This window comes from Nocardia sp. BMG111209, assembly GCF_000381925.1.
GTDB lineage: Bacteria > Actinomycetota > Actinomycetes > Mycobacteriales > Mycobacteriaceae > Nocardia.
Window position 1 is genome coordinate 110,712 of record NZ_KB907307.1, and the last position, 26,573, is coordinate 137,284.

At 69.5% G+C, this 26,573-nt stretch carries 26 protein-coding genes; 8 read left to right on the forward strand and 18 right to left on the reverse strand.

The annotated features are described in order from the left end of the window. Position 1: 1 nt before the first annotated feature. Together G361_RS0100465 and G361_RS0100470 are read right to left on the reverse strand one after the other, a co-directional pair. Complete coding sequence (locus G361_RS0100465) at positions 2-1,465, reverse strand: NtaA/DmoA family FMN-dependent monooxygenase (protein ID WP_019925066.1); 1,464 nt, start codon at positions 1,463-1,465, stop codon at positions 2-4. Positions 1,466-1,513: 48 nt separating this feature from the next. Next, complete coding sequence (locus tag G361_RS0100470) at positions 1,514-2,584, reverse strand: aldo/keto reductase (RefSeq protein ID WP_019925067.1); 1,071 nt, start codon at positions 2,582-2,584, stop codon at positions 1,514-1,516. Between the two features lie 274 nt (positions 2,585-2,858). On the opposite strand from G361_RS0100470, the gene G361_RS0100475 reads away from it, so the two are divergent. Both G361_RS0100475 and G361_RS41685 read left to right on the forward strand, forming a co-directional pair. Beyond that, positions 2,859-3,620: an IclR family transcriptional regulator gene (locus G361_RS0100475; protein WP_019925068.1), complete on the forward strand. Its 762-nt coding sequence runs from the start codon at positions 2,859-2,861 to the stop codon at positions 3,618-3,620. A 164-nt stretch (positions 3,621-3,784) separates the two neighbouring features. Continuing rightward, entirely contained in the window at positions 3,785-4,306 is a 522-nt protein-coding gene (locus G361_RS41685) for a ferredoxin (protein ID WP_019925069.1), read from the forward strand. On the opposite strand, the gene G361_RS0100485 is transcribed toward G361_RS41685, so the two are convergent. The 7 genes from G361_RS0100485 to G361_RS0100515 form a co-directional block, all read right to left on the reverse strand. After that, positions 4,307-5,674 (reverse strand): GNAT family N-acetyltransferase, encoded by a 1,368-nt coding sequence (locus G361_RS0100485; protein WP_019925070.1) that lies wholly within the window; start codon positions 5,672-5,674, stop codon positions 4,307-4,309. Between the two features lie 6 nt (positions 5,675-5,680). Beyond that, a complete protein-coding gene (locus tag G361_RS0100490; protein WP_019925071.1) occupies positions 5,681-6,730 on the reverse strand; it encodes a hypothetical protein in 1,050 nt (349 codons plus the stop codon). Between the two features lie 103 nt (positions 6,731-6,833). Continuing rightward, positions 6,834-7,718: an alpha/beta fold hydrolase gene (locus G361_RS0100495; RefSeq protein WP_026342548.1), complete on the reverse strand. Its 885-nt coding sequence runs from the start codon at positions 7,716-7,718 to the stop codon at positions 6,834-6,836. Positions 7,719-7,785: 67 nt separating this feature from the next. Next, positions 7,786-9,162: a metallophosphoesterase gene (locus tag G361_RS0100500; RefSeq protein WP_231386745.1), complete on the reverse strand. Its 1,377-nt coding sequence runs from the start codon at positions 9,160-9,162 to the stop codon at positions 7,786-7,788. 304 nt (positions 9,163-9,466) lie between these two features. Next, entirely contained in the window at positions 9,467-10,669 is a 1,203-nt protein-coding gene (locus G361_RS0100505; protein WP_231386746.1) for a cytochrome P450, read from the reverse strand. A 14-nt stretch (positions 10,670-10,683) separates the two neighbouring features. After that, positions 10,684-11,634 carry a PDR/VanB family oxidoreductase gene (locus tag G361_RS0100510; protein WP_019925075.1) on the reverse strand — a complete coding sequence of 317 codons (951 nt, stop codon included), beginning with the start codon at positions 11,632-11,634 and terminating at the stop codon, positions 10,684-10,686. Between the two features lie 68 nt (positions 11,635-11,702). After that, on the reverse strand, positions 11,703-12,476 hold the full coding sequence (locus G361_RS0100515; RefSeq protein ID WP_019925076.1) for an IclR family transcriptional regulator: 774 nt from the start codon (positions 12,474-12,476) through the stop codon (positions 11,703-11,705). 182 nt (positions 12,477-12,658) lie between these two features. Between G361_RS0100515 and G361_RS0100520 the strand changes: the two genes are divergently transcribed. The 3 genes from G361_RS0100520 to G361_RS0100530 are packed head-to-tail and all read left to right on the forward strand — an operon-like array spanning position 12,659 to position 15,511. After that, positions 12,659-13,885, forward strand: a complete 1,227-nt coding sequence (locus G361_RS0100520) for a hypothetical protein (RefSeq protein WP_019925077.1) — start codon at positions 12,659-12,661, stop codon at positions 13,883-13,885. A 49-nt stretch (positions 13,886-13,934) separates the two neighbouring features. Continuing rightward, on the forward strand, positions 13,935-14,756 hold the full coding sequence (locus tag G361_RS0100525) for a BON domain-containing protein (RefSeq protein WP_026342550.1): 822 nt from the start codon (positions 13,935-13,937) through the stop codon (positions 14,754-14,756). Further along, positions 14,756-15,511 (forward strand): metallophosphoesterase, encoded by a 756-nt coding sequence (locus G361_RS0100530; protein ID WP_019925079.1) that lies wholly within the window; start codon positions 14,756-14,758, stop codon positions 15,509-15,511. The genes G361_RS0100525 and G361_RS0100530 overlap by 1 nt, the downstream gene beginning before the upstream one ends. A gap of 246 nt (positions 15,512-15,757) precedes the next feature. Here G361_RS0100530 and G361_RS50065 read toward each other — a convergent pair whose 3' ends face one another. The 6 genes from G361_RS50065 to G361_RS0100565 all read right to left on the reverse strand — a co-directional run bounded on the left by G361_RS50065 (position 15,758) and on the right by G361_RS0100565 (position 20,357). Beyond that, complete coding sequence (locus G361_RS50065) at positions 15,758-16,108, reverse strand: hypothetical protein (RefSeq protein WP_019925081.1); 351 nt, start codon at positions 16,106-16,108, stop codon at positions 15,758-15,760. Positions 16,109-16,237: 129 nt separating this feature from the next. Next, complete coding sequence (locus G361_RS50070; RefSeq protein ID WP_019925082.1) at positions 16,238-16,393, reverse strand: DUF6131 family protein; 156 nt, start codon at positions 16,391-16,393, stop codon at positions 16,238-16,240. Between the two features lie 100 nt (positions 16,394-16,493). Next, entirely contained in the window at positions 16,494-16,910 is a 417-nt protein-coding gene (locus tag G361_RS0100550; protein ID WP_036494054.1) for a hypothetical protein, read from the reverse strand. Positions 16,911-16,921: 11 nt separating this feature from the next. Then, the gene (locus G361_RS41690; protein ID WP_019925084.1) at positions 16,922-17,947 is read right to left on the reverse strand and encodes a DoxX family protein; all 1,026 of its coding nucleotides are present in this window, start codon (positions 17,945-17,947) and stop codon (positions 16,922-16,924) included. A 144-nt stretch (positions 17,948-18,091) separates the two neighbouring features. After that, on the reverse strand, positions 18,092-19,288 hold the full coding sequence (locus G361_RS0100560; protein WP_019925085.1) for an acyl-CoA dehydrogenase family protein: 1,197 nt from the start codon (positions 19,286-19,288) through the stop codon (positions 18,092-18,094). A 67-nt stretch (positions 19,289-19,355) separates the two neighbouring features. Then, a complete protein-coding gene (locus tag G361_RS0100565; RefSeq protein ID WP_019925086.1) occupies positions 19,356-20,357 on the reverse strand; it encodes a sigma-70 family RNA polymerase sigma factor in 1,002 nt (333 codons plus the stop codon). A gap of 137 nt (positions 20,358-20,494) precedes the next feature. Between G361_RS0100565 and G361_RS0100570 the strand changes: the two genes are divergently transcribed. After that, the gene (locus tag G361_RS0100570) at positions 20,495-21,235 is read left to right on the forward strand and encodes an SDR family oxidoreductase (RefSeq protein ID WP_019925087.1); all 741 of its coding nucleotides are present in this window, start codon (positions 20,495-20,497) and stop codon (positions 21,233-21,235) included. Positions 21,236-21,245: 10 nt separating this feature from the next. On the opposite strand, the gene G361_RS0100575 is transcribed toward G361_RS0100570, so the two are convergent. Then, on the reverse strand, positions 21,246-21,917 hold the full coding sequence (locus G361_RS0100575) for a TetR/AcrR family transcriptional regulator (RefSeq protein WP_019925088.1): 672 nt from the start codon (positions 21,915-21,917) through the stop codon (positions 21,246-21,248). Between the two features lie 66 nt (positions 21,918-21,983). On the opposite strand from G361_RS0100575, the gene G361_RS0100580 reads away from it, so the two are divergent. Together G361_RS0100580 and G361_RS0100585 are read left to right on the forward strand one after the other, a co-directional pair. Then, complete coding sequence (locus tag G361_RS0100580) at positions 21,984-23,411, forward strand: FAD-dependent monooxygenase (protein ID WP_019925089.1); 1,428 nt, start codon at positions 21,984-21,986, stop codon at positions 23,409-23,411. An 87-nt stretch (positions 23,412-23,498) separates the two neighbouring features. Further along, complete coding sequence (locus G361_RS0100585) at positions 23,499-24,338, forward strand: enoyl-CoA hydratase-related protein (RefSeq protein ID WP_026342552.1); 840 nt, start codon at positions 23,499-23,501, stop codon at positions 24,336-24,338. 12 nt (positions 24,339-24,350) lie between these two features. On the opposite strand, the gene G361_RS0100590 is transcribed toward G361_RS0100585, so the two are convergent. Together G361_RS0100590 and G361_RS0100595 are read right to left on the reverse strand one after the other, a co-directional pair. Further along, complete coding sequence (locus tag G361_RS0100590; RefSeq protein ID WP_196814381.1) at positions 24,351-24,944, reverse strand: TetR/AcrR family transcriptional regulator; 594 nt, start codon at positions 24,942-24,944, stop codon at positions 24,351-24,353. After that, on the reverse strand, positions 24,928-26,388 hold the full coding sequence (locus G361_RS0100595; protein ID WP_019925092.1) for an MFS transporter: 1,461 nt from the start codon (positions 26,386-26,388) through the stop codon (positions 24,928-24,930). Before G361_RS0100595 ends, G361_RS0100590 begins: the two co-directional genes overlap by 17 nt. Between the last annotated feature and the right edge of the window lie 185 nt (positions 26,389-26,573).

Consider the following 26,573-nt stretch of genomic DNA (forward strand, 5'->3'; position numbering starts at 1 on the left):
TCTAGCGCCCTCCGGAGGTCGTGTCGGCACGGGTCCAGTGGTTCGCCGGGCGATCCAGGCCCAGATGTTCGCGCAGGGTGACGCCTTCGTAGTCGTGCCGGAACAGGCCGCGGCGCTGCAACTCCGGGATCACCGAGGCCACGAACGTCTCCAATTGCTCGGTGAGATAAGCAGATTGGATGTTGAAGCCGTCCGAGGCGCCCGCGTCGAACCAGCCCTGGATGTAGTCGGCGATGTCGACCGGATCGCCGACCACGACATGGCCGCCGACGATGTGCGCGTAGAGCAGATCCAGGACGGTCAGCGGCCGCTCGCCCCCGACGGTCCGGCCGGTGCGCGCCCCCGCCGCGGCGAGCAGCGCGCGGCCCACCGGATTCAGCCGATCGGCGGTCGCGGCGTCGATCGGATCCGTCGGCCGCGCACCGGTCAGATCGACGCCGGCCCGCTGCGAGAGGGCCCCGAGATTGCGCAGCCCGCGGCCCTGCGCCTCGCGCGGGGGCGGCGGTGAATCGAGCGACCAGGTGGCGGGATCCTGTTCGCCGTAACGGATGTCGTCGTCGAGGACGATCAGCGCGTTGAGGCGGTCGTAGCAGTCGCGCGCCTGCTGCCGGGTCGCCGCGACGATCGGGGTGAGGCCCGGCAGGATCGCGACCTCGGCCGGATCGCGGCCGAATTCGGCTGCGCGGCGGCGGATGTCGTCGGAGTACTGCTTGCCCTGCTCGATCGTGGCGGCCGCGGCGAACAGCACATCGGCGTCGCGCGCGCCCAGATCCCTGGAGCGGTCCGAGGTTCCGGCGTGCAGGATCACCGGATGTCCCTGCGGCGGCCGGGCGACGTTCAGCGGTCCGCGGACCCGGAAGGTGCGACCCTCGTGGTCCACCCGGTGGATCTTGTCGCCGTCGACGAATTCGCCGGTCTCGGGATTGCGAACGAAGGCGTCGTCCTCCCAGCTGTCCCAGAGACGGCGGACCAGGCCCACGAATTCGTCGGCGCGGTCGTATCGGGCGGTCGCGTCGCCGTGCTCGGTGCGGGTGTAATTGTCCGCGGCCCGGCCGTCGGCGCCGGTGACGATGTTCCAGGACGCCCGGCCCGCGGAGACGTGATCCAGCGACGCCGTCAGCCGGGCGAGGTTGAACGGTTCGTAATAGGTGGGATTGGCCGTCACCACCAGGCCGATCCGGCTGGTCAGCGTCGCGATGTACGCGGCGGCGGTGAAGGGTTCGATCCGCGACAGCACCGAGGTGTTGGTGTACTGGTATTCCGGTCCGGTGGCCAGGCGGTCGCCGAAGAAGAAGAAATCGAATTTACCGCGCTCGGCCAGCTGCGCCAGTTCGGCGAGGTAGCGGCCGTCGAAACCGCGATCGTGCACGGCCTCGGGTAACCGCCAGCCCGCCGGATGGGTGCCGTTCGACCAATACATATAACCCAGGTGCAGGGTGCGGTTCCGGCCGGAATCCGTCGTCATGTGTCCACCTCGCGAGAGAAGAGAAAATGAGCCGATACTCGATGCCACTCAGGCCGGGACCGAGCCGGTCACCCGGCCCGGCGCGCCGCTGAGGTCGCCGGTGAAAAGCCCCGACAGTTCGGCGAATTCCGCCGCGGTGGGCCGCCACCGGGCCGCGGCCAGATTGTCGTCGAGCTGTTCGGGCCGGGTGACCCCCGCGATCACGCTGGACACCGATTCGTGAGCCAGCAGCCAGCCGAATGCCAGCGCGGTGGGGGTCACCCCGCGTTCGCGGGCGAATTCCGCGTACCGGTCGAGCGCGTCCCACGGGGCGGTGTCGAGCAGATGTTTCTTCAGATTGGTTATCTTCGCGCCGGCCGGCGCCGCGTCGCGGCGATATTTGCCGGTCAGCAATCCGTTCTGCAGCGGGAAATAGGGGAAGAAGCCCAGCCCGTAGGCGGCCAGCGCGGGCAGCAGTTCTTTTGCAGGCTCCCGCCACAACAAGTTGTACTCGTTGGTCGCCGAGACGAAACGGGTCAGGCCGTGGATCCGGGCCACGTATTCGGCGTCGGCGACCTGCCAGCCCGCGAAATTGGAGCTGCCGAGATATCGGATCTTGCCCTCGTGCACCAGATCGTCGAGTACCGACAACGTCTCCTCGATCGGGGTGACCGGGTCCGGGGTGTGGATCTGGTACAGGTCGATCCACTCGGTGCCGAGGCGGCGCAGCGAGGATTCCACCGCCAGCCGCACATAGCGGCGCGAACCGCGCACGCCCCAGTCGGGTCCGTTCAGCCCGTTCAGCCCGATACCGAACTTGGAGCCGATGATCACGCGATCGCGGTTGCGCCCCAACGCTTTCGCGAGCATGGTCTCGCTCTGGCCGGGGTGCTCGCCGTAGACGTCGGCGACATCGAAGTAGGTGATGCCGAGGTCCAGGGCCCGTCCGACGATGCCGTCCACCGAGGCCTGGGTGTCGGCGACCATCCCGGTGCGGCCGAAGGTGCTGGCTCCGATGCCCACCTCGGACACCACCAGTCCCGACCGGCCGACCGCGCGAAAGCCCTCGGGGAGAGCGGTTCTCGCCGGTGGCGCGGTGGCGGCGGCGGGCAGGGACGGGCTGAGCGCAGGTGCGGACATCGGCTTCTTTCACATCTGTTCCGGAACGGGCGGGATCCGGACCTCGAGCTTCGAGCATCGCCGAGCGTAGGGAAGCGGCGATCCGGCAACAAGGGATGTTGTTCCGTTGATCGGAATAGTTGACATGTCCGAATTGCTGTGTAGTAGCAGGAGTCACCAGTCTGCGACCACATCATTGCCCGGTGCGCCGGTCTGTGTGAGGATGTCATTCCGATATACGGAATTCATGCGTGCGACACAACAGGCCCGGGGGCCGGACGGGAAGGGATCGCCGATGACGGTGGACGGCTCCGCACTGCAGACGGTGTCGCGGGCGCTCGGGGTGCTGCGCTGCTTCCAGGGCGATGCGGAGCTCGGCGTCACCGAGATCGCTCGCGCGCAACAACTTCCGATGAGTACCACCCATCGGCTGCTGCGGACCCTGCTGGAATCCGGCTTCGTCGAACAGATCTCGGGCAGCGGCCGCTACCGGCTCGGGGTCGCGCTCGCCGAGTACGGGCACCTGGCCTACCGCCGGCATCGCGTCTACCTGGCCGAGCCACACCTCGAGCAGCTCGCCGTCGAAACCGGTACGGCGGTGTCGATCGCCGTCCGGCACGGATCCGACGCCATCAACCTGGCCTTCACCCGGTGGCGAGAGACCCACGGCCACAACCTGTCCGAGGTCAGGTTCCCGCTGCACGCCAGCGCGCTGGGCAAGGCGCTGCTGGCGTGGTCACCGGTGACGCGCGCGGAACTCGAGGCGCTGCCCTACGATCGCGGCACCGAGCGCACGCCGCAGCACGCGGCGGCGCTGTCCGCCGAACTCGAGCTCGCCCGCGCGGCCGGATACGCCATCAACGACGAGCAGACCGAATGGGGTTTCCGCATCATCGCCGTGCCGGTGTTCGGTCCGGACGGCCACGCGCACTTCGCGCTCGGCGTGCGCGGCACCACCCGCCTGATGATTCCGGAGCGGATCCCGTTCATCGCCAACCTGGCCCGCGTCACCGCGACCACGATCAGCGAGGCATTGTTCCCGCAATCGGAGCGCTGACGGGGGCGAGCGGTCCGAATCCGGTCGCGGGCGACGTCTCGGTGCCACAGTCTCCGGTTCGGCGCGATCATCGGGCCGGCTCGTCGTACGGTGAAGTGGTGTACTGGGATCCACGACCGACCGTCGCAGTCTCGGCTGGTCTACCGGTCGCCGGCCTCGCCGGCATGCTGCTGGGACCGCCGGAGGCATATCTGCAGGGCCGATGGGCGAATCGGGACTGGCGCAACGTACCCGGCCCCTTCTACGGCGCGATGACCGATTCCTGTTGGGTGGGACGGCTGATCGCACCCGACCACATCGTCTACGAGGACGATTCCGGTAGCGAGGTGGTGTTCCGCCAGCCGCGCGACCCGGACGAAACCCAGCTCGTCCTGACGGCGGCGTGGTCGGATCCCTTCCGCGCCTACGCCTGTGACGGCGACGACCACTGGACACTGGAGTCGGTCCGCGCCTGGTGGGCCGACCGGAAACGCCTGCTGGAGTGGATCGACGAGACCTGCCGGGTCTGGGCGGACAGCGGCCGCAAGGACGAGCAGCACAACACCCGCGGCCTGCGCGCCTACCGTCGCTACGTGGACGACGGCCTGGAAACGTCCCTGCGCGAGTACGGATTCTGGCTCGAGCGGCGTCGCCCGGCCGTGGCCGGCGAGGCGCTGCCCGACCTCGGGCGGCGCTCGCGGGCCTGACTATCGCAGCGGCACAAGGGCTTCCGGCGAGTCCGGCAGCGCGTCGCGCAGGCGTCGCAGGGTCGGATGTGTCCGCGGGTCGGCGACGGCGTAGACCGAGGTGAGCACGTCCTCGATATCGGCGAGGAGATCGGCCGTGGTCAGGGCGGGTGGCGCGTAGACGCGGCCGGGCGCCTTGAAGAGCAGGCGGATCGGAAGGTCCGGCGCGGGCTGGTGATAGTCGACCGCCAGTTCGTGACAGCCGAGGTGGCGGAACGGGGCGGCGTCGGTATCCGGCGCGAGTTCGGCGTACCAGCCGCGCAGGTGGTGGCGTTGTGACAGCAGTTCGGTTTCCATCCGGGCGACGAGCCGCCGCAACAGACCGGCGTGCCGCAGCGGTCCGGTGAGCGCGAGATATCCGGCGAAACCCGCGGCGGGCAGGGCGAAGAAGGAGGCCAGACCGGCGGGAGCGGGATCGGCCGGTGTGCGGCGCAGGGTCCACAGCCGGTGGTCCGGGTCGGCGCGGGCCCGGCGGAACGCCGACTCCGGCACGGTCGCCGGGCCGGGCGCAAAAGTGTTGCGGTACAGCGTCATCGCGGCGGCGAATTCGTCCGCATCGGTGGCCGGACGGAGATCGAAGGTGTCGTCGCGGCCCACGTACCGGTCCAGCGGGAGCTGGGCGACACCGTCGGTCCGCCCGAGAGCGGTTGCCATGTCGCGGAATTCGGGGGAGGCGTCCGGCTCGTCGATGCGCATCGCCCAGCGCAGGTATTCGTGGACGGTGCTCGCCACGATCGGTGCGGGGATGGCGGCCGACCAGTCGGCGCGCAGCGGTTTGCCGATGAGGATCAGGTTGGTGACCGGATCCTGGTCCGGGGACAGTGCGGGCTGCACGTACGGGAAGTCGAGGCCGCGGTAGCCCCAGCGATGCCAGATCAGCGCCCTGGTCACGGGATCGAGGTTGTCGGTCCGCGCGGAGGTCGCCAGCGGGTCGTTCATCTCGGCGAGGATCGCGTCGAGCGGCCGGTCGTGTGCCCGCCGGGCATCCTCGTCGAGCAGGGATTCGGTGTGCGCCAGCAGCTTCCGCCCGGCCCCGGTGCCCCGGCAGGCCGGCGCGATCAGGAGGAATTCGATGACGCCGGTATTGGGTTCGGCGAGGTAATCGCTGATCGAGGCGGCCACCACGGCGCCGTCGGCGAGGCCCAGCACGATGTGATAGCTGTTGCGGCCGTACCACCCCCGGTGCTTGCGCCGCAGATAGTCGGCCATGTTCGCCAGCGACTCCCGCTCGTCCGGATCGGGGAACTCCGTGACGTACAGGGTGTCGTAGAAGGCGCGCAGCGCGGCCAGATCGCCGCTCTCGTCGGTGAGTTCGCGGAAGGTGATCATCGCCGGTCAGATCCGGCCGATCGCGCCGAACAGGCGCTGGAACGAGCCCGCGGTGAGGCCCGGCTTCTCCGGGATCAGCGGGCTCGATTTCTGCAACAGCTCCATCTCGCCGAACTCGGTACGCAGGAATTCCTCCTTGTGCTGCAGGCTGTCCAGGTTGTAGCGGATCGCGTCGGGTTTGGTGAGATCGGTGTGCTCCCAGATCAGATAGCAGTCGTTCAGCGAGGGCAGGGCGCCCTCGGGCACACCGTCCTTGGCCCACAGGCATTTCCACAGATATGCCGAATAGAAGTCCGGGACCTCGTGCACGTCCGCGATGCGGTGTTCGTCGGAGTCCAGCAGCAGGCAGTAGTTGAAATCGTAGGGCCACCGCTCGGCGATCACGGCCAGCTCCGGGTTGCGCTTGCGCAAATGGCTACGGTGGCACAGCAATCCGGTGATCTGTACCGACATGGCCGCGACTCCCCGTTGCTGCATCAGGCCCCGGATACCGGGGCGGATCTCGCGCGCGCGCCGCCCGACCACCACGACCAGTATCGAATTCGCCTCGTCACCCTGGCCGAGCTGGCCCAGGAAGAACGATTCGTCACCGGATCCGACCTCGCTGGTGAAATCCCAGGACGGCGCCCATTCCTCGAATCCGGCATAGGTCCAGCGCTGAATGTCGTTGCGCCCGACCGGCGTATGTCCCGGGCCGGACCGCTCCCACCAGCCGTAGTTGAGCAGCACGCTGGTACAGAACACGCCGGTCACCTGCATCGGCACCGGCCGCCGCGGTACCCGCGCGGTGGCCAGCCGCTGCCGTAACCGCTGCACCGAGAACTGCTGGGAGGAGCGGGAGGAGCCGCCGCTGCGATCCGACAGCGGATCGCCGATGAATTCGGAGATGTGCAGCACCTTCTGGAGCAACAGCGTCAGTGGATCCGCGATCTCCGCTTTGAGGATTTCGGCGAGCAGGCCCGGGTGATAAGGAATTTGGACGTCGACGCCGACGCCGAGCGGTCCCACCTGGGTGGAGATTTTCCACAGCGACTGTGTGCTGTCCGAATTATCCATATCTGCCCCCTGGAACGCGCGGTGGGAATCGCCATCACATCATCGGCGATGTGCCGCGAGATGTTAGCCGCCTGGCCGGAATTCGTCCGCGCGTGGCGCACGGTCAGCGGGGGCCGGCGTCCGGGCGGGTGAAGAATTTCCGCAACTCGGCGGCGACCACGTCGGGTTTCTCGTCGTCGAAGGCCGAGGTGTGGCCGAGGCCGGGGAGTACGACGCGGGTGGCGCCGGGGAGTTCGGCCGCGAGCCGATCCAGTGCCCGCGGCAGATAGGAGGCGCTGCGGGTGCCACCGAGAAGCAGTGTGTCGCAGTGCAATTCGGGCAGACGATGCCAGATGTCGCGGGTGCTGCGGATCACCTCGATATCGGCGCGCACGGTCGGCACCAGGGTGCGCAGCGGGGGCAGGCGGTCCTCGCCGTCGTCGCGCTCGTCCAGGCGCATGCCCAGTGCCAGGGCCGGCTGCAGCAGGAATCGGGGCAGCGAGGTGAAATCGGCGCGGTCACCGGTCCCTTTCAGCACCGAGACGACGGCGGCGGTGAATCGGTGCGCGTCCAGCTCGCGCTCGACGCGCGGCGCCCACCCCAGCGACGTGAAATCCGCACCGACCAAGGGCGGTTCGTACAGGGCGAGCCGGTGGATGTCGGGGAGCTCCAGGGCGGTCGCCAGTGAGATGATCGCGCCGGCGCTCAGACCGAAGACGTTGTGCGCCTGCGCTTCCCGGATGAGCGTGGTGAGATCGCCGATCTCCGTGCGCAGATCGCCGGTCGCACCGCCGGGATCGCTGAGCCCGCGGCCCCGGCGGTCGGGCGCGTACACGGTGAAATCGGCGGCCAGCTCGATCGCCAGTTGCCGGAACAGGTACGAGGTCATCATGGCCCCGTGCACCAGCACGAGGGCGGGGCCGTGGCCGATGCGGCGGTATCCGATCAGGGTCCCGTCGTCGGCGCGGGCGGTGCCGGTGACGAAGCGGGCCGGGGTGGTGGTGTCCATGTGCCGAGTCTGGACGCGGCGCGTTGCGCCGCTCTTGCGTTCCGCTGTCGCGGGTTTCGCCGCGCTGTCAGCGGCCGCCGTGGTCGGCGCGCCGGGCCGCCACCGCGGTCGCGGTGGCCGCGGCGGGTGGCGCGAGCGCGTGCGGTACGCGTTCGACGCCGGACAGGTCGCGGTGCACCACATGGCTGCGGTCGGCGACCGAACCCAGGCTGTATCGCGGTTGCAGACCGAACAACTGGCTGCGGGTGCGGGTACTCCACTGCCGCGCGGCGGCGCTGCGGGTGGCCTGGAAGGTGATCATGTAGCCGCCCTCGTAGAGCCGCAACAGGGTGTATCCGCCGGGATACTCCTTGATCGAGGCCACCTCCAGGAATTCGACCGGGATCGGAATGTCCGGGGGCGTACGGCGATTGCGATGGGTGTGGCCGCTGTGGTGCAGGAACACCCCGGGCGCGCGCTCGTAGAGCCGGTGCAGAGCGGCGGCGTCGTGGCGGTCGAGCACGAAACCGGGGCCGCCGAGATTGCTCATCCCGGAGTCGCGGGTCACCGGGTGGTGGCCGAAAACCAGTGTGGGCCGGTCGGGTTCGTCGTTCAACAGGCTCCGCAACCGGGCCATCTGCTCGGCGTCGATGCGCCCGCCCGCGCCGTCGAGATCCGTGGTGTCCAAGCCGATCACCCGCAATCCGCCGAGGTCGTATCCGACCAGACGCTGCCGGGGCAGGAAATACTGTCCCCAGCAGTCGTGATGTTCCGTCCCGGCCAGCCGGGGTCCGGACCGCCAGCGTGGACCGACCCGCGGCCGATCGTGATTTCCCCGGCAGAGCAGCACATCTCGGCCCAGCGTGCCCCAATCGTCCAGCCAGTGACGGAGATTGCGGGACTGGCTCGGGGTGCCGTCACTGGTCAGATCCCCGGCCAGGATCACGTGATCGACCATGCGATCCGGTTCGCGCACATCGGTCAGCAGCGCGTCCAGCATCACCGCCGGATACGGCGGCAGATTCGGTTCCTGCCGCACCCCGGTCGGCAACGCGGCGACGATCTCGCCGCTGACCTCCTCGCCGAAGTGCAGATCGTTGGTCAGCGCGAGGGTGCGCAGCAGCCGGCCCGGCGGCGGGACGAGGGTGCGGAACCGCAGCCGCGGCTCGTCGTGCCACCAGTGCCACATCGAACCGGGGGTCGCCCGCACCCCGCGCGATCGGGCCTCCACGTAGTACTCCCGGCCCGGCTCGAGCCCGGTGACCTCGGCGTAGTGGTACGCCGTGGGGTTGGCGTCGTAGTGCACCACCGGCGCCGGCCGCCGCGAATCCGCCGGTGCCAGTGCGAGTTCGGTGTCCGATTCGATCGGCCGCGGGCGGCCGAGCGGATCGATCGCCGCAGTCGTCCACCGGACCGCGATCGACTCGTCGGTCACCGTGACCAGTTCCAGATCACGAGCGACCATCGAAACCGATTGCGAGGCAACCGATCCGATTCCTCCGATCGGTAGTGCCGCCATCGCGGCCAGTGCGGTGAGCACGGCCCGCCGGGACGGATCGTGGCAACCCATCGCTACCCCTGACGTCGGTCTCGCCGATGCATCGACGCGAGCAACGCTATCGGTACAACCGTGCCGGTTTGTGAACAGCGGCCGAGCGGCACCGGTCCGTTGCCCACCGGTTTACCGTCGGCGTCTCTCCGCACGTCGGCCGCAGTTCATGTGCCGGTCGAACACCCCCCGTCCGGGCGAACAACCGGTGTCGGCAGGCTCACCGCGCCCGCCGGATCCGGATCGGCAGCGACTGCCAGGCCCGCAGTGTGTTGTTGGGCCGCACGACGGCGGGCCCGGTGAGTTCCAGACTCTCCACCCGTGCCGCCAGCGCGGTCAGCAGCGCCTCCGCCTCCAGCCGCGCGACGTGCTGGCCGATGCACTGATGCAGGCCCATACCGAAACCGACATGACCGGACGGGTCGCGGTCCGGATCGAAGCGGTCCGGATCGGGCCAGCGCCGCGGGTCGCGGTTGGCGGCGCCGAGGAACATCAGGACCTTGTGCCCGGCCGGCACGGTCGCGGAGCCGAAATCGACTGCCACGGTGGTCGTCCGGAAGAAGGTCTGCACGGGCGACTGCCAGCGGACCGCCTCGTCGAACGCGGTGCGGGCCAGCGCCGGTTCGGCGCGCAGCCGCGCCCACAGCGCCGGCTCGGTCGCGCAGGCGTACAGGACCGCGGTGATGCCGTTGACGGTCGTGTCGACCCCGGCGGTCAGCATCGAGCGCACCACCAGCGGGGCCTGTTCGCGGGTGAGGTCGTACCGGTCCGCGGCCTGCCATACTCGCGCGCCGAAGCCGTTGTCGCCCAGTCGGTCCCGTGCGCACTGTGCGTTCACCCAGGCCGCGTGCGCGTCGATACCGGCGAGGCCCCGGTCGACCAGCGCGTTGCGCGGGCCGAAGGCGTTGAACGCGTGGGCGCCGTAGGGGAGCAGATGTTCGCGGCCCGCGGCCGGCAGCCCGACCGCGTCCGGAAAGACCCGCAGCGGAAAGGCTTCGGCCAGCCGCGCCACCGCGTCGAATTCGGTGTCGGACACCGCCTCGTCGACGAGTTCGGCCGCGGCGGCGAACCACTGCTCGCGCAGGTCGCGCAGTGCCCGCGGCCCGAGGACGCGGGCCAGGACCGAGCGCGGCGCGTCGTGCCGCGGCGGATCCGCCTCCAACAGCAGACTCGGTGGCCGCCATGGGGTTTCGTTCCGGAAGTCGGCGAGGCCGACGCCGGCGCCGCTCTCCAGGCGCTGCCAGTCGGTGAGCGCGGCGTGCACCTGTTCGTAGCGGGCCAGCGCGTACACGCCGTATCGGCGCAGGTACACCACCGGCCCGGCGTCGCGCAGCGCGGCATGCAACGGATACGGATCCGCCAGGGTGTCGAGTGCGAAAGGATCGGCGTCACTGACGGGCAGGTGCGGTTCGACGGTTGTCACGATGTCGTCCCTTCTCACAGGTCCAGGACCAGATGGCCGGAGCGGGCACGGGATACGCAGACCAGCATGCGGTCCCCGGCCGCGCGTTCGAGGTCGTCGAGTACGGCGTCGCGGTGGTCGGGAACACCGTCGAGGACGGTGGTCTCACAGGTGCCGCAGACACCCTGGCGGCACGAGGACAGCACCGGCGTCCCGGCCAGTTGCAGTGCCTCGAGGACGGATCGGTCCGGCGGTACGGTGACCAGGCGGCCGGAGCGCCGCAGCCGGATCTGAAAGCTGTTGTCGCGCATCGAGTCCGCGACCGCAGCCGGAGTGAACCGCTCGGTGCGCAGCCGGCCCGCGCGCTCGCCGGTGTCGCGGGAGCGGACGGCGTCGATCATCGTGGCCGGTCCGCAGCAGTACACCATCGTGTCGGGGGCGACCGCATCCAGCCAGGCGCGCACGTCGCCGCGGCCGTCCTCGTCGGCGGGATGCAGGCGGACCCGGCTGCCGTGCGCGCCGAGCCGATGGGCGAAAGCCATACTGCGCAGCGATCTTCCGGCGTAGTGGAGCCGCCAGTCGGCGCCGAGCAGATCGGCCTGGGCGATCATCGGCAGCAGTGCGGTGATGCCGATGCCGCCGGCCACGAACAGGTAGCGGTCGGCCGGGGCCAGCGCGAAGTTGTTGCGCGGACTGCCGACCGGAACCGTATCGCCGACGGCGAGGACGTCGTGGATGTGGGCCGAACCGCCACGGCCGTCGGGCTCGCGCCGGACCGCGATGTCGTAGCGGTGCGGATCCCGGCGATCACCGCACAGCGAGTACTGCCGGGTGCGGCCGCCGGGCAGGATCAGATCGAGGTGGGCGCCGGGCGTCCAGTCCGGCAGCCGCCGGCCGCCGGGGTGGGCGAGGGTGATCGCCGCGACCCCTTCCGCGATGAATTCCTTTGCGGTGACGGTCAATTCCAGCGTTGCGGCCGCGGTCATCGAGGCGCTCCTTCCGACGTGTTCCACGTCACGATGACGCGGGCGGACGGCCGGCTACAACGGGCCTCTCACTGAGCGAGAGGCTCGCTGCCGGGAAGGGCGCCGAGCACGCGCGAGATGCCCCGCGCCGCGGCCAGCAGCGCCGGGATCGCGGTGCGCGCCTCGTCGTCGTTCGGGACGATCACCGACAGTGCCGCGATCACCCGGCCGTCGCGGCCACGCAGGGGGGTGGCGATGCCGGTCGTCCGCTCGTCGATGTAGCCGGGGCACATCACGATGCCGGTGCGGCGGATCTCGCTCAACATCCGTCGCAGGGTGTGCGGATCGCTGACGGTATGGGCGGTGTAGCGGCGCAGCGGGCCCGCCAGCGCCTGCTCCTGCATCTCGGCGGGCGCGTGCGCGAGCAGTACCAGGCCGCCCGAGGACACGTGCGCCGGCAGCCGCCCGGCGATCCGGCTGATGTTGAACACGCCGCCCGGCGCGGACAGCCGCTCCACGACCAGGACCTCCCGCCCGTGCAGCACCGACAACTGGACGTGATGGCCCACCACCGCGTGCAGATCCTCCATGAACGGCATGGCCGCTTGGCGCAATCCGACCGTCGTGGCGGCGCGCGAGGCGAGTTCCCACAGCCGCACCCCGGTCCGCAGCCGGCGCCGCTGATCGCGCTGCAACAGGCCCTCCGCGACCATCTCGGCGGCCAGCCGCGATACGGTCGGCAGGGGCAGGCCGCTGCGACGCGCCAGTTCCGAAACGGTCATCTCCGGCGAATCCGCGTCGAAGAGTTCGAGGATGCGCAACACTCGCGACAACACCGACTCACCGCCGGAACCGCCCGCCATTCGCCGTCCACCTCCTCGCCGACGAGCGCCGAACCACCGCTTCGTGACTGCGGATTTTACCGATCGTTCGCCCTTCGCTGGGGTGTGGGACATGCCGTCGTGTTCGATATGCGACTAACTGATCAGGCGACCAGTTGTCGTCGGCAGTGTGTTCGGACCGATAGATCGGAAGAGCTCCACCCATGCGGATCACCCGTCTCCCCGCCCCGCTCCTCGGCGCGATCGTCCTCTCCGCTGCGCTGACCGCCGGCCTGCTGACGCCCTCGGCCGCGCGTGCCGACGAGGCGGACACCCTCGCCGCCGCCACGGTCACCGACGCGAGCGCCGTCTGCGGGCACGCCGCCCCGACCTTCGACGACGTGGTCACCTCCGCGGCCACCGCGTTCCGCAGTGTCGTTCCGGCGCAACAGCTCTCGGCCTTCGATGCGGAGGTCGGCCGGTTCCGGCACGACCTCGCGGCGGTGCGCGTGCACCACGACCAGCTGCCGATCGACCCGACCCACGGCGACGGCCGCCTGGCCGAACTCGACGACCCGATCGTCACCTACCTGGTCGACGGCCTGGACGCGGTGCGCACCGGCCGGCTCGACCGGACGATGTCGGTGTCGAATCTGACCGTCGACGAGGTCGTCGAGGTCTTCATCCTCGCCACCCGGATCGTGAAGATTCCGGCGCAGCTGGCGGTGAGTCTGGTTCCCACCGCGGGCTTCTTCCTCAAGTTCATCGTCGGCGGTGTGTTCAGCGGCGTGAAATGGCTGGCGCGGCGGGTACAGGACCAGATCCGCGACACCTGCGCCACCCCCGGCGCGTACCCGAAGCTCGATCTGAACGACGCCGACTTCCCGGCCGAGCACATCGAGGTGCCGGGGCCCATCGCCGATCTGGCGCAGCGGGTCGTGCGCACCGACGGCTCCTGCACGCCGATCTCCGACCTGACCACCGCCACCGTGGTCGAACGCACCCGCGACTACCTCGCCCACACCGACCTGCCGCTCGACCGGGCCGGTCTGGCGGCCACCGCCGCGAACGTGCAGGAGTTCCTGCGCGACAACCGGATCGCGAAGGTCGCACTGCTGCACAAGACCGACGAACTCGGCCAGATCGTCGACTACCTCGACTACGGCCCGGTGACCTTCCTGGCGAGTCTCGGCTTCGACATCGCCCAGGGCCGCGCACTGGAGACCACCGCGCTGTCCGAGATGACCGTCGAAAACGCCTACGATCTGACCACGTTGACGCTGGACGTCGCCAGCCTGCTGCTGACCGGCGCCGATCTGGTCGCCGGTTGGGCCGGGGTGACCGCCACGGTGCTGACTCCGCTGGGCATGGCCGAGACCCTGGCCTTCGCCCCGGCCACCTACGGCGCGCCGATCCTGCGCGGGGTGATGCAGTCGATGTGCGCGGTGTAGCCGCACCGCCGGGCTGATTGACCGCGGAAGCCGGGGGTAGGTCGTGTTCATGGCCGTTTCGAACGAGCAACTGCTCCACACGCTCACCAAGGTCGTGAACACGTTATCGGATAATGATGTCCAGTTCGCGGTCGCCGGTGGGTGCGCGGTGTACGCGCGCGGCGGCCCGCCCTCGGATCACGATGTCGACATCTTCGTCCGACCGGCCGATGCCGAACCCGCACGCGACGCGCTGGTCACGGCCGGATTACGGGCCGACGATCCGCCCGAGGACTGGCTGATCAAGGCCTACGACGGCGACGTGCTGGTCGATCTGATCTTCCGGCCCGCCTTCCACGCCGTCACCGACGAGCTGTTCTCCCGGTCGACCTGGATGCGCATCGGGCCCGCGATGGCCCCGGTGATCAGCGGTACCGACCTGCTGGTGGACAAGCTGATGGTGCTGGATCCGCAGCGCCTGGACTTCACTCCGCTGCTGCACATCGCGCGCGGCCTGCGGGAACAGGTGGACTGGCCGCAGGTCCGGGAGAACACGGCGACCTCGCCGTACGCGCGGGCCTTCCTCGCGCTGCTCGACGATCTCGGGGTCAGCGACGTCGGGCACCCGCCCGGTGACGAGGCCGAGGCCATCCTGCCACAGTATCTGGTCGCGAACCTGCGCCGGGCCTTCGCCGAGGACGATCGCACCGCGGAGCTCGGCGTGGGTGTCACCATCCGCGGCGGCACGGTCGTGCTGAGCGGGGACGTGACCAGCGTGCAGCAGCGCGAGCGGCTGGCCCGGATCGTGGCCGAGCACGTCCCGAAACTACACGTGCACAACGATGTTCGCGTCATCACGCCGACGGCGCCGACCGGCCACGAGCGATTGTGATGGCGGGCAACGGATGTGCGCGGATCGCCGCGGTGGGCGACGTCCACCTCGGCGCGGAGTCCGCCGGCTCGCTGCGCCCGGTCCTGTCCTGCCTGCCCGAGCAGGCCGACATGCTGTTGCTGGCAGGCGATCTCACCCGGCACGGGACCCTCGACGAAGCACGGGTCGTCGCAACGGAATTCGCGGATCTGGGCGTGCCGGTCATCGCGGTGCTGGGCAACCACGACTATCACAGCGACGCGGAGGACGAGATCACCGCGCTGCTCACCGATCACGGCATCGTGGTGCTGGAGGGTACGGCGACGACGGTGCGGCTGCCCGACGGCATCGTCACCGTGGCCGGCACCAAGGGCTTCGGCGGCGGGTTCGCCGGTAAGTGCGCGAGTGCCTTCGGCGAGCGGATCATGCGCGACTTCGCCGGGTACACAGCGCATCTCGCGGCTTCGCTGCAGGCCGCGCTGTCCGGGCCGCGCGCCGACCTGACGGTGGCGCTCACCCACTACTCACCGGTCGGCGACACACTGCACGGCGAGCCGCCGGAGATCCATCCGTTCCTCGGCTCGTATCTGCTGGGCGAGGCCGTCGACGCGGGCCGGGCCGATCTGGCGATCCACGGGCACGCGCACGCGGGCTGCGAACAGGGGACCACCCCCGGCGGGGTACGGGTGCGCAATGTGGCCCAGCCGGTCATCCGCACGGCCTTCGCGGTGTACGAGTTGCCGATCCGGATCGCGGAGCCGGCCGTCGCCGACTGATCGCCCGCACTCCTGCACCGCGACCCCGGTCACCGCGTGTCCCGGTCCGGACACCACAGCGGGCCACCCGATCCGGGTGCCCGCTGCGATTGATATACGCCTCAACTGCCCAGGACGGACCGGAACTGGTTGACGTACTCCACCACGCTCGCCGTGATGAAATTCAGAGCCTGCGACAGATCTCCGAGGACCATTACCGTCTCCTTTCGTTGGCGATATGGCCGACATACCCTGTCGCCGTGCGCATTAACGTATCTCTTCGCGCAGCGGCCGGTTCGCCTCGGACTCGGCATCGCCGGGAATGCGTTCGTGCGCGGTGAGCAGCAGGTGGTCGAATCGGCTGCGCAGCGACGGGGTGGTCCTGGCGACCTCGTCGGACCACTGCCGGCGCTGGTCGGCGAATCGGAACCGGAAGCAGCCCAGAGCCTGTCGCCGGCCGGCGGCGATGATCCCGGTGGCCTCGTGAGGAGCGGTGTCCGGACGGGCGCGGGGCGTGGCCTCCTTGCCCGGGGCCCGGCATCGATGCCGGGCACGACCCGTGTCGCGCCGTCCGGGAGTCGGCCGAATGCCGGTGTGCTCCCGTTCGCGTAATTCCACTCCGGCGCCGATCCAAACAATGTGAACGCCACTGTGCCCGGCACCCCTTTCGGGATACCGGGCACAGTGGTCCTTGTTCATCGGCGTATTCGCCGGTTACCGGTCGTGGGTGTCGGCCGGTGGTACTGCTCAGTAATAGTGGCTGCGTCCGCCGATGGGCCGACCGGCCGCACCGAGCAACATCAGAACTGCGCCCGCGACCAGCAGGATGACACCCACAGTGGTCAGGATCGGAATTCCGAACACGACTCCCACCAGGAGCAGAATGAGACCGAGGATGGCCATGATTGGTTCCATTTCTGTTGTCCGAAAGAGTGTGACATTCAAGCGATTCCCTCTTTACCGGCGGTCAAACAACCGAGCCGGAAAAAGGCCGGAGCGACGGTCAGAAACCCGCCAGACCCGACGCCAGATCGGGAATCTGCAGCGCCGCGATGGTGGCCTGACGCACATCGGGGCAGGTATTCGTGGTGACCTCGTCGATCACCGCGCGATTGCGCATCACCGCGAAGTTCACACCGTTGTTGCGCAGGGCCCAGTCGTGCACCGTGGCATTCAATTTCGTTTTGCCGAGGGTCGGCCCGTCACCGCGCCACGTATCGACCTGCGGTCCGATCATGTCGCAGAGTCCCTTCGCGGAGTCCGCCGAGACGGCCGGGGTCTCCGTCACCGGTGCGGTCGTACCGGTCGCCGGTACGCCCGGGGTGGTGCTGGTGCCGCAGCCGGCGGCGGCGAACGCCACCAATACCGCGGCGCCGCACCAACTTCGCGCGGCGATCCGACGAGAACGATGATGTGCCATGAACTTTCCTTTCAGCGTGCCCGGCCCACGGCGTCGCGGGCGGCGCCGGTGAGCCGGCCCCCGCGATCACGCGCACTGCCGAGCAGATCCCCGCCGCGTTCCCGGGCGGTATCGATCAGGTCACCGCCGCGATCGCGGGCGGTGTCGAGCAGATCGCCCCCGCGATCCCGCACGGTGTCGAGCAGATCCCCACCCCGGTCGCGGGCGGTGTCGAGCAGATCCCCGCTGCGATCCCGGGCGGTACCGAGCAGATCCCCGCCGCGGTCCCGAGTGGTCTCGAGCAGGTCGCCGCCCCGATCGCGCGCGGATCCGAACAGGTCACCGCCCCGATCCCGGGCGGTATCCAGCAGATCGCCACCCCGGTCCCGGGTGGTGTCGAGCAGGTATCCGGCACGATCGGCGGCCACACTGCCCGCACGGACACCGAGATCATGGGTCGTCCCGGCGAGGTTCTCACCGCCGCTGCGGGCGGCCTCGGCGAGCCGTTCGCCCCGATGCAGCAGGGCCGCACCGAGTTCCGGCCCGCGTTCGGTGGCCAGTTCGGCCGCCTCGGCCAGATGTTCGCGCCACGGCGCGGTATTGCCCTTCAACCGGGCCGCGGCCCGCCGCCCCCGCCATGTCAGCGACGGCTTGCCCGCGCGATCGGTCGACGCGATCAGCAGACCGCCGAACAGGCTGACCTGCTTCAGGAATCCCGCGCGCTTGGCGCCCCGCCGGTCCCGGTCCTGTTCGTTCCAGAAATCGTGTTCGGACACCGCGGTCGGCACGGCCGTGACGGCCAGCAGGATCACCGACAGGCGGGGCATTCTGCCCATCGCCAGCAGGACCCCGCCGCTGATCCGGACGACCGCGTTGATCCGGACCACTCGCGTGGCATCGCCGGGCAGATACGCCGCCACCTTGGGCGGCAATGACTTCTCTCCGCGCTGCACGAGGTCGGCCACGGCGCGTACCCGCGGCTCGGGATCGAGCAGCGCATCCACCCCGCCGACGATGGAATCGGCCGCCAGCATCGGGTGGGCAATACGCCGGAGCATGATGAAACCTTCCCTGGAGACATATTTCGAACCGTTTATGTCTCCGCAGTTCCCGGCGTACCGGCAGCCAAACGGCCAGCGGCACGCCGGAATTCGGCGCCCCGACCGGTACAGCGCACACCACCGGCCACCGCGGCCGAATCGTCAGCTCGGGGAACGATATTCGCGGAGCAGGCCGCGGCTGATGATGGTCTTCTGGATCTCGCTGGTGCCCTCGCCGATCAGCAGGAACGGCGCCTCCCGCATGAGGCGTTCGATCTCGTATTCGGTGGAGTAGCCGTAGCCGCCGTGGATGCGGAACGATTCCTGGGTCACCTCGGCGCAGTATTCGGAGGCGATCAGCTTGGCCATGCCGGCCTCGACGTCGTTGCGGTGCCCGGCGTCCTTGAGCCGGGCGGCGTTGACCATCATCAGATGTGCCGCTTCCACTTTCGTGGCCATCTCGGCGAGTTTGAAGGAGATGGCCTGATGTTCGGCGATCGGTTTGCCGAAGGTCCTGCGCTGCTGGGCATAATCGATCGCCAGCTCGAAGGCGCGCAGCGCGATACCGCAGGCACGCGCGGAGACGTTGACCCGGCCGACCTCGATCCCGTCCATCATGTGCGCGAAGCCGTGGCCGGGGACCCCGCCGAGCACGCGGTCGGCGGGGATCCGGAATCCGGCGAACACCGCCTCGGTGGTGTCGACCCCCTTGTAGCCCATCTTCGCGATCTTGCCGGGGATGGTCAGGCCGGGCGCCACCTCGCCGTAACCCACGGGCTTGTCGACCAGGAAGGTGGTCAGATTCCGGTGCGGTTTCTCGGCGCCTTCGTCGGTACGCGCCAGCAGTGCGATGAGATTCGAGGTGCCGCCGTTGGTCAGCCACATCTTGGTGCCGTCCACCACGTAATCGTCGCCGTCGCGGCGGGCACGGGTCCGGATCGCCGCCACATCGGAGCCCAGATCCGGTTCCGACATGGAGAAGGCGCCGCGCACCTCGCCGGTCGCCATCCGCGGCAGATAGTGCTGCCGCTGCTCCGGCGTGCCGTGCTGCCGCAGCATGTACGCGACGATGAAATGCGTGTTGATCACGCCGGAGATGCTCATCCAGCCGCGCGCGATCTCCTCCACCACGAGCGCGTACGTCAGCAGCGATTCGCCCAGACCGCCGTACTCCTCCGGGATCATCAGGCCGAACAATCCCAGCGCCCGCATGCCGTCGACGATCTCCTGCGGATAGGTGTCGGAATGCTCGAGCGCCTGGGCGTGGGGGACGATCTCCTTGTTCACGAACGCTCGCACCGTGTGCAGGATCTCGGTCTGGACGTCGGTGAGTCCGGCGGTCTGGGCCAGGCGGGTCACGGGTTCTCCTCGAGTGCTGTCGGGTGTGCGCACACGCTCACCGCTCGAAGATATGTCGTGACCGAGGTCAGTCGTGCAGGGTCCGGGGCAGTCCGAAGTGCCGCAGGCCGCCGGTGTCCGTGAAATGGGTGACGGCGGTGATCCCGCGGTCGGTGACGGTCAGTACGTCCAGACCGTGGGCGTGGGCCGGGCCGCCCATCGGGTCGTACACGTAGACCCCGTACGCCGGCTGGCCGTTCGCGCGGGTCGGGATCATCCGGAACCGCGGCGCGTCGCGGAAGACGACCGTGCGCAGGAAATCGCCGATCGCGGCGTGGCCCTGGTACTCGAGCGGCAGCGGCGGCATGCGCAGCCAGGCGTCCGCGGTGAGCAACTCGACGATGGCATCCACATCGCCGCCGGTGAACGCGTCCGCGAACCGGTCGGCGAGTTCGCGCTCGCGCGGGGAGGGCGCCTCGGAGCCGGTGAGATCGCCGAGTGCGGACCGCGCGCGCTGCAACGCGCTGTTGACCGAGGGTTCGGTGGTGTCGAGGGTCGCCGCGGTCTCGCGGGCGCTGTATCCGAGGACATCGCGCAGGACCAGCACCGCCCGCTGCCGCGGCGGTAGCGCCTGCGCGGCGGCGATGAACGCCAGCGAGACGGATTCCTTGCGCTCGAATCGAGCCTCGGGTCCGGGTTCGGCGGCGGGCAGGCCGTCGAGCAGATCGTCCGGATAGGGCTCGAGCCAGGTCACCATCGTCCGCCGGGTCGGTTCGGGCAGATGCGATCCGGCGGGGGGCGTGCGGCGCTGATGCGCCCGCAGCGCGTTGAGGCTGCGGTTGGTGGCGATCCGGTAGAGCCAGGCCCGCAGCGACGCGCGCGCCTCGAATCCGGCCAACCCGTTCCACGCGGCCAGCAGCGTTTCCTGGACCAGATCCTCGGCATCCTGGACAGAACCGACCATCCGGTAGCAGTGCACGTGCAGTTCGCGCCGGTAGGGCTCGACCAGCGTCCCGAACGCGGCGCCGTCCCCGGCCCGCGCGCGGGCCAGCAGGTCGTTCGTGCCGTTGTGCTCGGCGGTCGTCCTCACGATCGCCTCCTTTCCGTGGCTCCTGCAGATAAGGACACCGCGCGGGCCCCGAATTCAGCGGTGCGGCGCCGGTGGATTCGCCGCCGCGGTGGTGTCTCAACGGGCAAGCAACAGTCGGCACGAATCGGAGGATCCGCATGAGGAATTCGAACACCACCACCGTCGTCGGCGCGTCACGCGGTCTCGGGCGTGCCGTCGCCACCGCATTCGCCGGACTCGGCGGCCGCGTCGTCGCCGTGGCCCGCGACGAGGCCGGACTCGCCGAACTCACCGCGACGGTACCCGGCATCCGCGCCGAGGTCGCCGACGGCGGCGCGAAGGGCACCGCGGAACGAGTGCTCGAGCGGTACGAACCGGACACCGTCGTACTGGTCGCGGGCGCCGTCCCGCATATGGCGCCGCTGGACCGGCAGACCTGGGAGTCGTTCTCGCTGAACTGGGAATCCGATGTCCGCATCGCGTTCCTGTGGTCGTGCGCGGCCCTGTTGCGGCCCCTGCGGCCCGGCAGCCGGGTGATCGTGGTCAGCAGCGGCGCCGCAGTGGGCGGTTCACCGCTGAGCGGCGGATACGCGGGCGCGAAGGCCACCCAGCGATTCATCACCGCCTACGCGAACGGCGAATCGGCGCGTACCGGACTCGGCATCGACTTCACCACCGTGTTGCCCCGGCCCGTACCGGATACGGCCATCGGACAGGCCGCGGTGAGCGCGTACGCGGCCCGCGACGGTCTCTCCGAACAGGCGTACGTGGATCGGCTCGGGGGCCTGCTCACCCCCGAGTCCGTGGGAACCTCGCTGATCGAACTGGCCCGCACCGAATCCGCCGAACTCGGCGAGAGCTATCTGCTGAGTGCCGCGGGCCTGAAGCAACTCGCGTAGTCCCGGTACCTCACATTCGGCGAATATCCTTGCCCGGCCGGTGATTCCGGTCGGGCGAGGCCGAATTCAGGCCGTCGCGAAGCAGATCGAAGGCATGCTCGGTGGCGCGGACCGCGGCCGGGTACCGATCCGCGGCGGACTGCCCCTCGGCGAGGTACGCGTGGTTGGTGAAGGTGAGCTCGTGCTGCACCGCGATCACCTGGGCGGCGACCAGGCGCGCGGTGAGTGGTTCGAAGCCGCTCTCGCACAACGCATCCGACAACAGGTCCACCCCGCGCGCGGTGTAGCGCATCAGTCTCGCGGCCAGACTCTCGGTATCGGTGACCAACCGGAGGAAGGCGATGATCTCCGGATCGTCGTTGAGGCCGGTGGCCGGATCGCGCTGCCGCAACGCCTCCAGCAGCGCCGCGCGCAACGCGTCCAGCGGTGGCTGATCCGGCCGCCGCCCCCGGACCGTCCGGGCCGCCTCGTCCTCGTGGTCGGCGAACCGTTGCAGGACGAGGTCCTCCTTCGTCGGGAAGTACGAGAACAGGGTCCGCCGGGAGACCTCCGCCGCCCGGGCGATATCGGTGATCGAGACGCCGTCGAAGCCCGATTCCAGGAACATCCGGATCGCCGTGGCCGCGATCGTCTCGCGCAGGCGCACCTTCTTGCGTTCCCGCAAGCCCATCGGATCGGTCATACCTCCACCCTAGCGTATAAGTAGATTGAGTATATTATTGCATCAAGTCTACTTTTAGGAGATGTCGTGGAGACCGAGGTGATCGTGGTCGGGGCCGGTCCGACCGGGCTGATGCTGGCCGCCGAACTGACGCTGGCCGGCGTGCCGGTCGTCGTCCTGGAGAAGGAGCGCACCCGCAACCCGCAGTCCCGGGCCGGTGGGCTCCAGCCGCGCACCGCCGAGGTGCTCGACCTGCGCGGGTTGCTGGATCCGCTGCTCGACCGCGCGGTTCCCCGTGGCGAATTCGGTGGGCACTTCGCCGGACTCCCCGTCGAACTCGACTGCCGGCCGTGGCGGACCCGGCACCCGTATCCGGTCTCGGTCCCGCAGGCCCGGCTCGAGGACTTCCTCGAACAACGCCTGATCGGCCGGGGTGTGCCGGTGTTGCGCGGACACGAGGTGTCGGCGATCGAGCAGGATGCCGACGGCGTCACCGCCGGTGATGTCCGCGGTCGCTATCTTGTCGCGTGCGACGGCGGGCACAGTACGGTTCGCAAACTCCTCGCCGTCCCCTTCCCCGGAACCGCGGGCAGAATGTCGGCGGTCGTCGCGGACATCACCCTCGCGGCCCGATCCGCGTCCGTCCCCACCGGTTCCGAACATTTCAGCCGCTACATCACCTCGGCCGGTGGATACTTCAGCATCCTGCACCCCATCGAGGGCGAGCTGTACCGGATGATCTTCGGCAGGCTCGCCGGGGGAGCGCCGGGCCGCGAGGTACCCGTCGCCGCCGACGAGATCCGCGAGGCGCTGCGGGCGGTGTACGGACCCGGGACCGAATTGGGTGAACTGCGCGCGGCATCCCGGTTCGGCGACGCCGTCCGGCAGGTCGAGCGCTACCGGGAGGGCCGGGTGTTCTTCGCGGGGGACGCGGCCCACATCCACCTGCCGATCGGCGGACAGGGCGTCAACCTCGGCATTCAGGACGCCGTCAACCTGGGCTGGAAACTCGCGGCGGCGATCCACGGGTGGGCGCCGGACGGATTGCTCGACAGCTACCACGCCGAGCGGCATCCCGTCGCCGCGCGGGTGCTGCATCTGACCCGCGCACAGGGCGTCCTGCTGAACCCGGGCCGGGACGAGGATGTCGCCGCCCTCCGCGACGTGGTCACCGACCTGCTCCGCACACCCGATGCCAATCGCCTGGTCTCGGGCATGATGTCGGGTCTGGACATCGAATATCCGGGCGTCGGCCCGCGCATGATCGACCTGGACCTGACCACCGCGGACGGCCAGGTCCGGACGAGCCGGTTGCTGCATTCCGGCCGCGGTGTGCTGCTGTCCTGCGACGGTAAGCCCAGGTCGATCGACGCCTGGGCCGACCGCGTCGACCACGTCACGGCCGAGACCGACGAGGACATCGACGCCGTCCTGATCCGGCCCGATGGCTACATCGCCTGGTCCGCGGCCGGTTCGCAACCGCTCGAGGCCGCCCTCACACGGTGGTTCGGATGAGCGCCGGCGCGCCGTAAGTTAACCGGCAATGGCACCTTGCCGGTACTTCGACGTCACCGATCATCACGAGAAGTTACGGTGAGTTCCGTGACTGAGACGGTAGAAGATCCGGTGGTGCTGTTCGAGCGTGTCGGTGAGGTGGCGGTGTTGCGCCTGCATCGGCCGGATCGGTTGAACGCGTTCACCGTACGGATGCGCAGGGAGCTGGAGGCGGCGTTCGATCGGTGTGACGCCGACGACGAGATCCGGGCGGTGGTACTGACCGGTTCCGGGCGCGCCTATTGCGCCGGTGCCGATCTCGGCGCAGGCGGCGACAGTTTCGTGCTGGAGCCGTCCGACGGTGAGGCTCCGCCGGACGAAGGCGGGTTGGCGTCGTTGCGGATCTTCCGGTCCACCAAGCCGGTGGTGGTGGCGGTCAATGGTCCCGCGGTGGGGGTGGGGGTGACCAGTACGCTGCCCGCCGATATTCGGATCGCTTCGGAGGCGGCGCGTTTCGGGTTCGTGTTCACGCGTCGTGGTTTGGTGCCGGAGGCGTGTTCGTCGTGGTTTCTGCCGCGGATCGTGGGTATCGCGACGGCGTTGGAGTGGACGTTGAGTGGCCGGTTGATCGACGCGCAGGAGGCGCTGGCGAAAGGTCTTGTGCGGGAAGTGGTTCCGCAGGAGAAGGTGGTGGAGCGGGGGATCGAGTTGGCGCGTGGTCTGGTGTCGGGGACCGCGCCGGTGTCGGTGGCGTTGACGCGTCGGATGTTGTGGTCGATGCTCGGCGCGGAGGGTCCGGAGGTCGCGCACCGGGTGGAGTCGCGGGGAATCTACGAGCGTGGTCGTTCGGCCGACATCCGTGAGGGTGTGGAGGCGTTCCTGGCGAAGCGGGAGCCACACTTCGTCGACCGGGTTTCCGACGGACTGCCGGACCTGTTCGGGCAGTAGGCCTTTCGTCGATCAGGGGCGCAGCGCCGCCATCACCAGTTCGGCGTAACGGCGCCACTGCGCCGGGTCGCGGATACCCAGATCCAGCAGGATGCGTGCGTAACCGCCGACGAGGATGCGCAGGTCGAGCGGCGTGACATCCGCTCGCACCTGCCCGCGTTCGCGCGCCGCGTCGATGATCCGCTGCAACATCCGGTTCGATTCGGAATCGGTGTTGCGCGGGTCGTCGCGGGGCATCACCTCGATCAGCAACATCTGCTGGCGGGCAAGCCGTTCGGAGGCGTCGCCCACGAAATCACGCAGGGCCGTGTACGGATCGTCGTCCTCGGCGATCGCCGCGAGCCGGGTCCGCAGCCACTCCAGTTCCTGATCCGCGACGGCCCGGACCAGATCGGCCTTGGTGGGGTAGCTGCGATAGACGGTGGCCTTGCCCACCCCGGCCCGCGCCGCCACCTCCGGCACCGTCGCCTGTAAACCCTTCTCGGAGAAGATCTCCAGAGCGGCGGCGACGATACGTTCGTGGTTGCGGCGGGCGTCCGCGCGGCGATCGGACCAGTCGGCGGGGGTGGGGGTGGCCGGGGACATCACCTCAGCTTGCCCGAACACCGTCCGCATCGGAGACCGGGGTGTCCGCGTCGAGCAGGGCCTGCCCGACGTCCGCGCCGCGACGTTCGCGGGGAATCAGCAACGCGGCCAGGGCCGCGAAGGCGGTACCGCCGGCGCCGAGCCAGAACGCCTCGGTGAATGCGGAATCGGTGGGCAGCACGTTGGCCGCGGTGACGCTGCCGGCCAGTACGGTCGCCGCGACCTGGGAGCCGACCGAGGAACCCACCGAACGAACCAGTGCGTTGACACCGGTCGTCTCGCCGGTCGCCTCCGGCGGCACCGCGCCGACGATCAGATTCGGCACCGCCGCCATGCCCAGGCCGATCCCGCCGAACACCACCGCACACAACGTGAGGACCACCCACCGGTTGTGATGAGCGCCCGCGAGCACCGCCAGCCCGGCCACCGCGATCAGCAGCCCGATCACCAGTGGGGTGCGCGGACCCAGGCGCATCCCGACCCGGCCGGACACCCCGCCGGTCACCAGCATCACCAGGCAGGCGGGCAGCAACAGCAGGCCGGCGCCGGTGGCGTTCATGCCGAAGCCGTAACCGGACGCCGCCGGGGTCTCGGCGATCTGGGGGATCAGCACGAACGCGCCGAACATGCCGAAACCGATGAGTGCGGTGGCGACATTGGTGCCGAGCACGACCGGACGGGCCAGCAGCCGGACGTTCACCAGCGGTTCCGCGATCCGGCTCTCGAACCAGCCGAAGAACACCAGCACCACCAGGCCGCCGGCGATCAGGCCGATAACCCGCGCATCGCTCCAACCCCATTTGGTGGTGCGGGTCAAGGCGATCAGCGGCGCCGTGAGCCCGACCGCGAGGATCAGCGCGCCGACCAGATCCACCCGGCCCGGTGCGCGCCTGGTGGATTCCGGCAGCCGCAGCGTGCCCAGTGCGGCCAGGCCCGCCATGACCGCACCGGCCCAGAAGATCCAGCGCCACGAGGCGTGATCCAGCAGCAGGCCGCCCATCAGCAGACCGCCACCGGCGCCGATACCCGCGATCGCGGAGATCAGCCCGAGCGCCCCGGCCCGGCGCTCGGCCGGGAAGGCGTCGCTGATGATGCCGAAGCACAACGGGAACACGCAGCCGCCCGCACCCTGCACCACCCGGGCCACGACCAGCACCCAGATGTTGCCCGACAGCGCGGCGACCACGCTGCCGACGGTGAACGCGGCCATCGCGAGCGCCAGCACGCGGCGTTTGCCGAACATGTCGCCGAGCCGGCCGCCGACCGGGGTGAGGATCGCCGCGGACACCAGATATCCGGTGAGCACCCAGGAGACGTTCTCCGCGGAGGTGTGCAGTGCCTTCGTCAGCTGGCTCAGGCCGGGCACCACCGCCGTCTGCGCCAGCGAGTAGGCGACCGCCGCCACCGCCAGCACCAGCAGACCGCCTCCGGTCCGCTCCTCGTGCTCCACGTCCGCACCGTCCATCGGCTCGACCCACCTTTCCTGGCAGTTAAGTGGACCCCAGGGTCCGTTTAGGGATCATCATAGACATAACCGGACCCTGGGGTCCACCTTTATCCGCACCGAATCATGCTGTGGTGCTCAGGGTTTGCCGGGTGCGACCGGTCGGTTCCGGGCGAGCGGCCGTGTTCGAAACCGTCCCGCGGAGC

What these genes read in the sequence shown, in the direction of transcription:
- G361_RS0100465 (WP_019925066.1), bottom strand. Translation starts at nt 1,465, where the DNA reads ATGACGACGGATTCCGGCCGGAACCGCACCCTGCACCTGGGTTATATG.
- G361_RS0100470 (WP_019925067.1), bottom strand. Translation starts at nt 2,584, where the DNA reads ATGTCCGCACCTGCGCTCAGCCCGTCCCTGCCCGCCGCCGCCACCGCG.
- G361_RS0100475 (WP_019925068.1), top strand. Translation starts at nt 2,859, where the DNA reads ATGACGGTGGACGGCTCCGCACTGCAGACGGTGTCGCGGGCGCTCGGG.
- G361_RS41685 (WP_019925069.1), top strand. Translation starts at nt 3,785, where the DNA reads ATGCTGCTGGGACCGCCGGAGGCATATCTGCAGGGCCGATGGGCGAAT.
- G361_RS0100485 (WP_019925070.1), bottom strand. Translation starts at nt 5,674, where the DNA reads ATGATCACCTTCCGCGAACTCACCGACGAGAGCGGCGATCTGGCCGCG.
- G361_RS0100490 (WP_019925071.1), bottom strand. Translation starts at nt 6,730, where the DNA reads ATGGATAATTCGGACAGCACACAGTCGCTGTGGAAAATCTCCACCCAG.
- G361_RS0100495 (WP_026342548.1), bottom strand. Translation starts at nt 7,718, where the DNA reads ATGGACACCACCACCCCGGCCCGCTTCGTCACCGGCACCGCCCGCGCC.
- G361_RS0100500 (WP_231386745.1), bottom strand. Translation starts at nt 9,162, where the DNA reads ATGGTCGCTCGTGATCTGGAACTGGTCACGGTGACCGACGAGTCGATC.
- G361_RS0100510 (WP_019925075.1), bottom strand. Translation starts at nt 11,634, where the DNA reads ATGACCGCGGCCGCAACGCTGGAATTGACCGTCACCGCAAAGGAATTC.
- G361_RS0100515 (WP_019925076.1), bottom strand. Translation starts at nt 12,476, where the DNA reads ATGGCGGGCGGTTCCGGCGGTGAGTCGGTGTTGTCGCGAGTGTTGCGC.
- G361_RS0100520 (WP_019925077.1), top strand. Translation starts at nt 12,659, where the DNA reads ATGCGGATCACCCGTCTCCCCGCCCCGCTCCTCGGCGCGATCGTCCTC.
- G361_RS0100525 (WP_026342550.1), top strand. Translation starts at nt 13,935, where the DNA reads ATGGCCGTTTCGAACGAGCAACTGCTCCACACGCTCACCAAGGTCGTG.
- G361_RS0100530 (WP_019925079.1), top strand. Translation starts at nt 14,756, where the DNA reads ATGGCGGGCAACGGATGTGCGCGGATCGCCGCGGTGGGCGACGTCCAC.
- G361_RS50070 (WP_019925082.1), bottom strand. Translation starts at nt 16,393, where the DNA reads ATGGCCATCCTCGGTCTCATTCTGCTCCTGGTGGGAGTCGTGTTCGGA.
- G361_RS0100550 (WP_036494054.1), bottom strand. Translation starts at nt 16,910, where the DNA reads ATGGCACATCATCGTTCTCGTCGGATCGCCGCGCGAAGTTGGTGCGGC.
- G361_RS41690 (WP_019925084.1), bottom strand. Translation starts at nt 17,947, where the DNA reads ATGCTCCGGCGTATTGCCCACCCGATGCTGGCGGCCGATTCCATCGTC.
- G361_RS0100570 (WP_019925087.1), top strand. Translation starts at nt 20,495, where the DNA reads ATGAGGAATTCGAACACCACCACCGTCGTCGGCGCGTCACGCGGTCTC.
- G361_RS0100575 (WP_019925088.1), bottom strand. Translation starts at nt 21,917, where the DNA reads ATGACCGATCCGATGGGCTTGCGGGAACGCAAGAAGGTGCGCCTGCGC.
- G361_RS0100595 (WP_019925092.1), bottom strand. Translation starts at nt 26,388, where the DNA reads ATGGACGGTGCGGACGTGGAGCACGAGGAGCGGACCGGAGGCGGTCTG.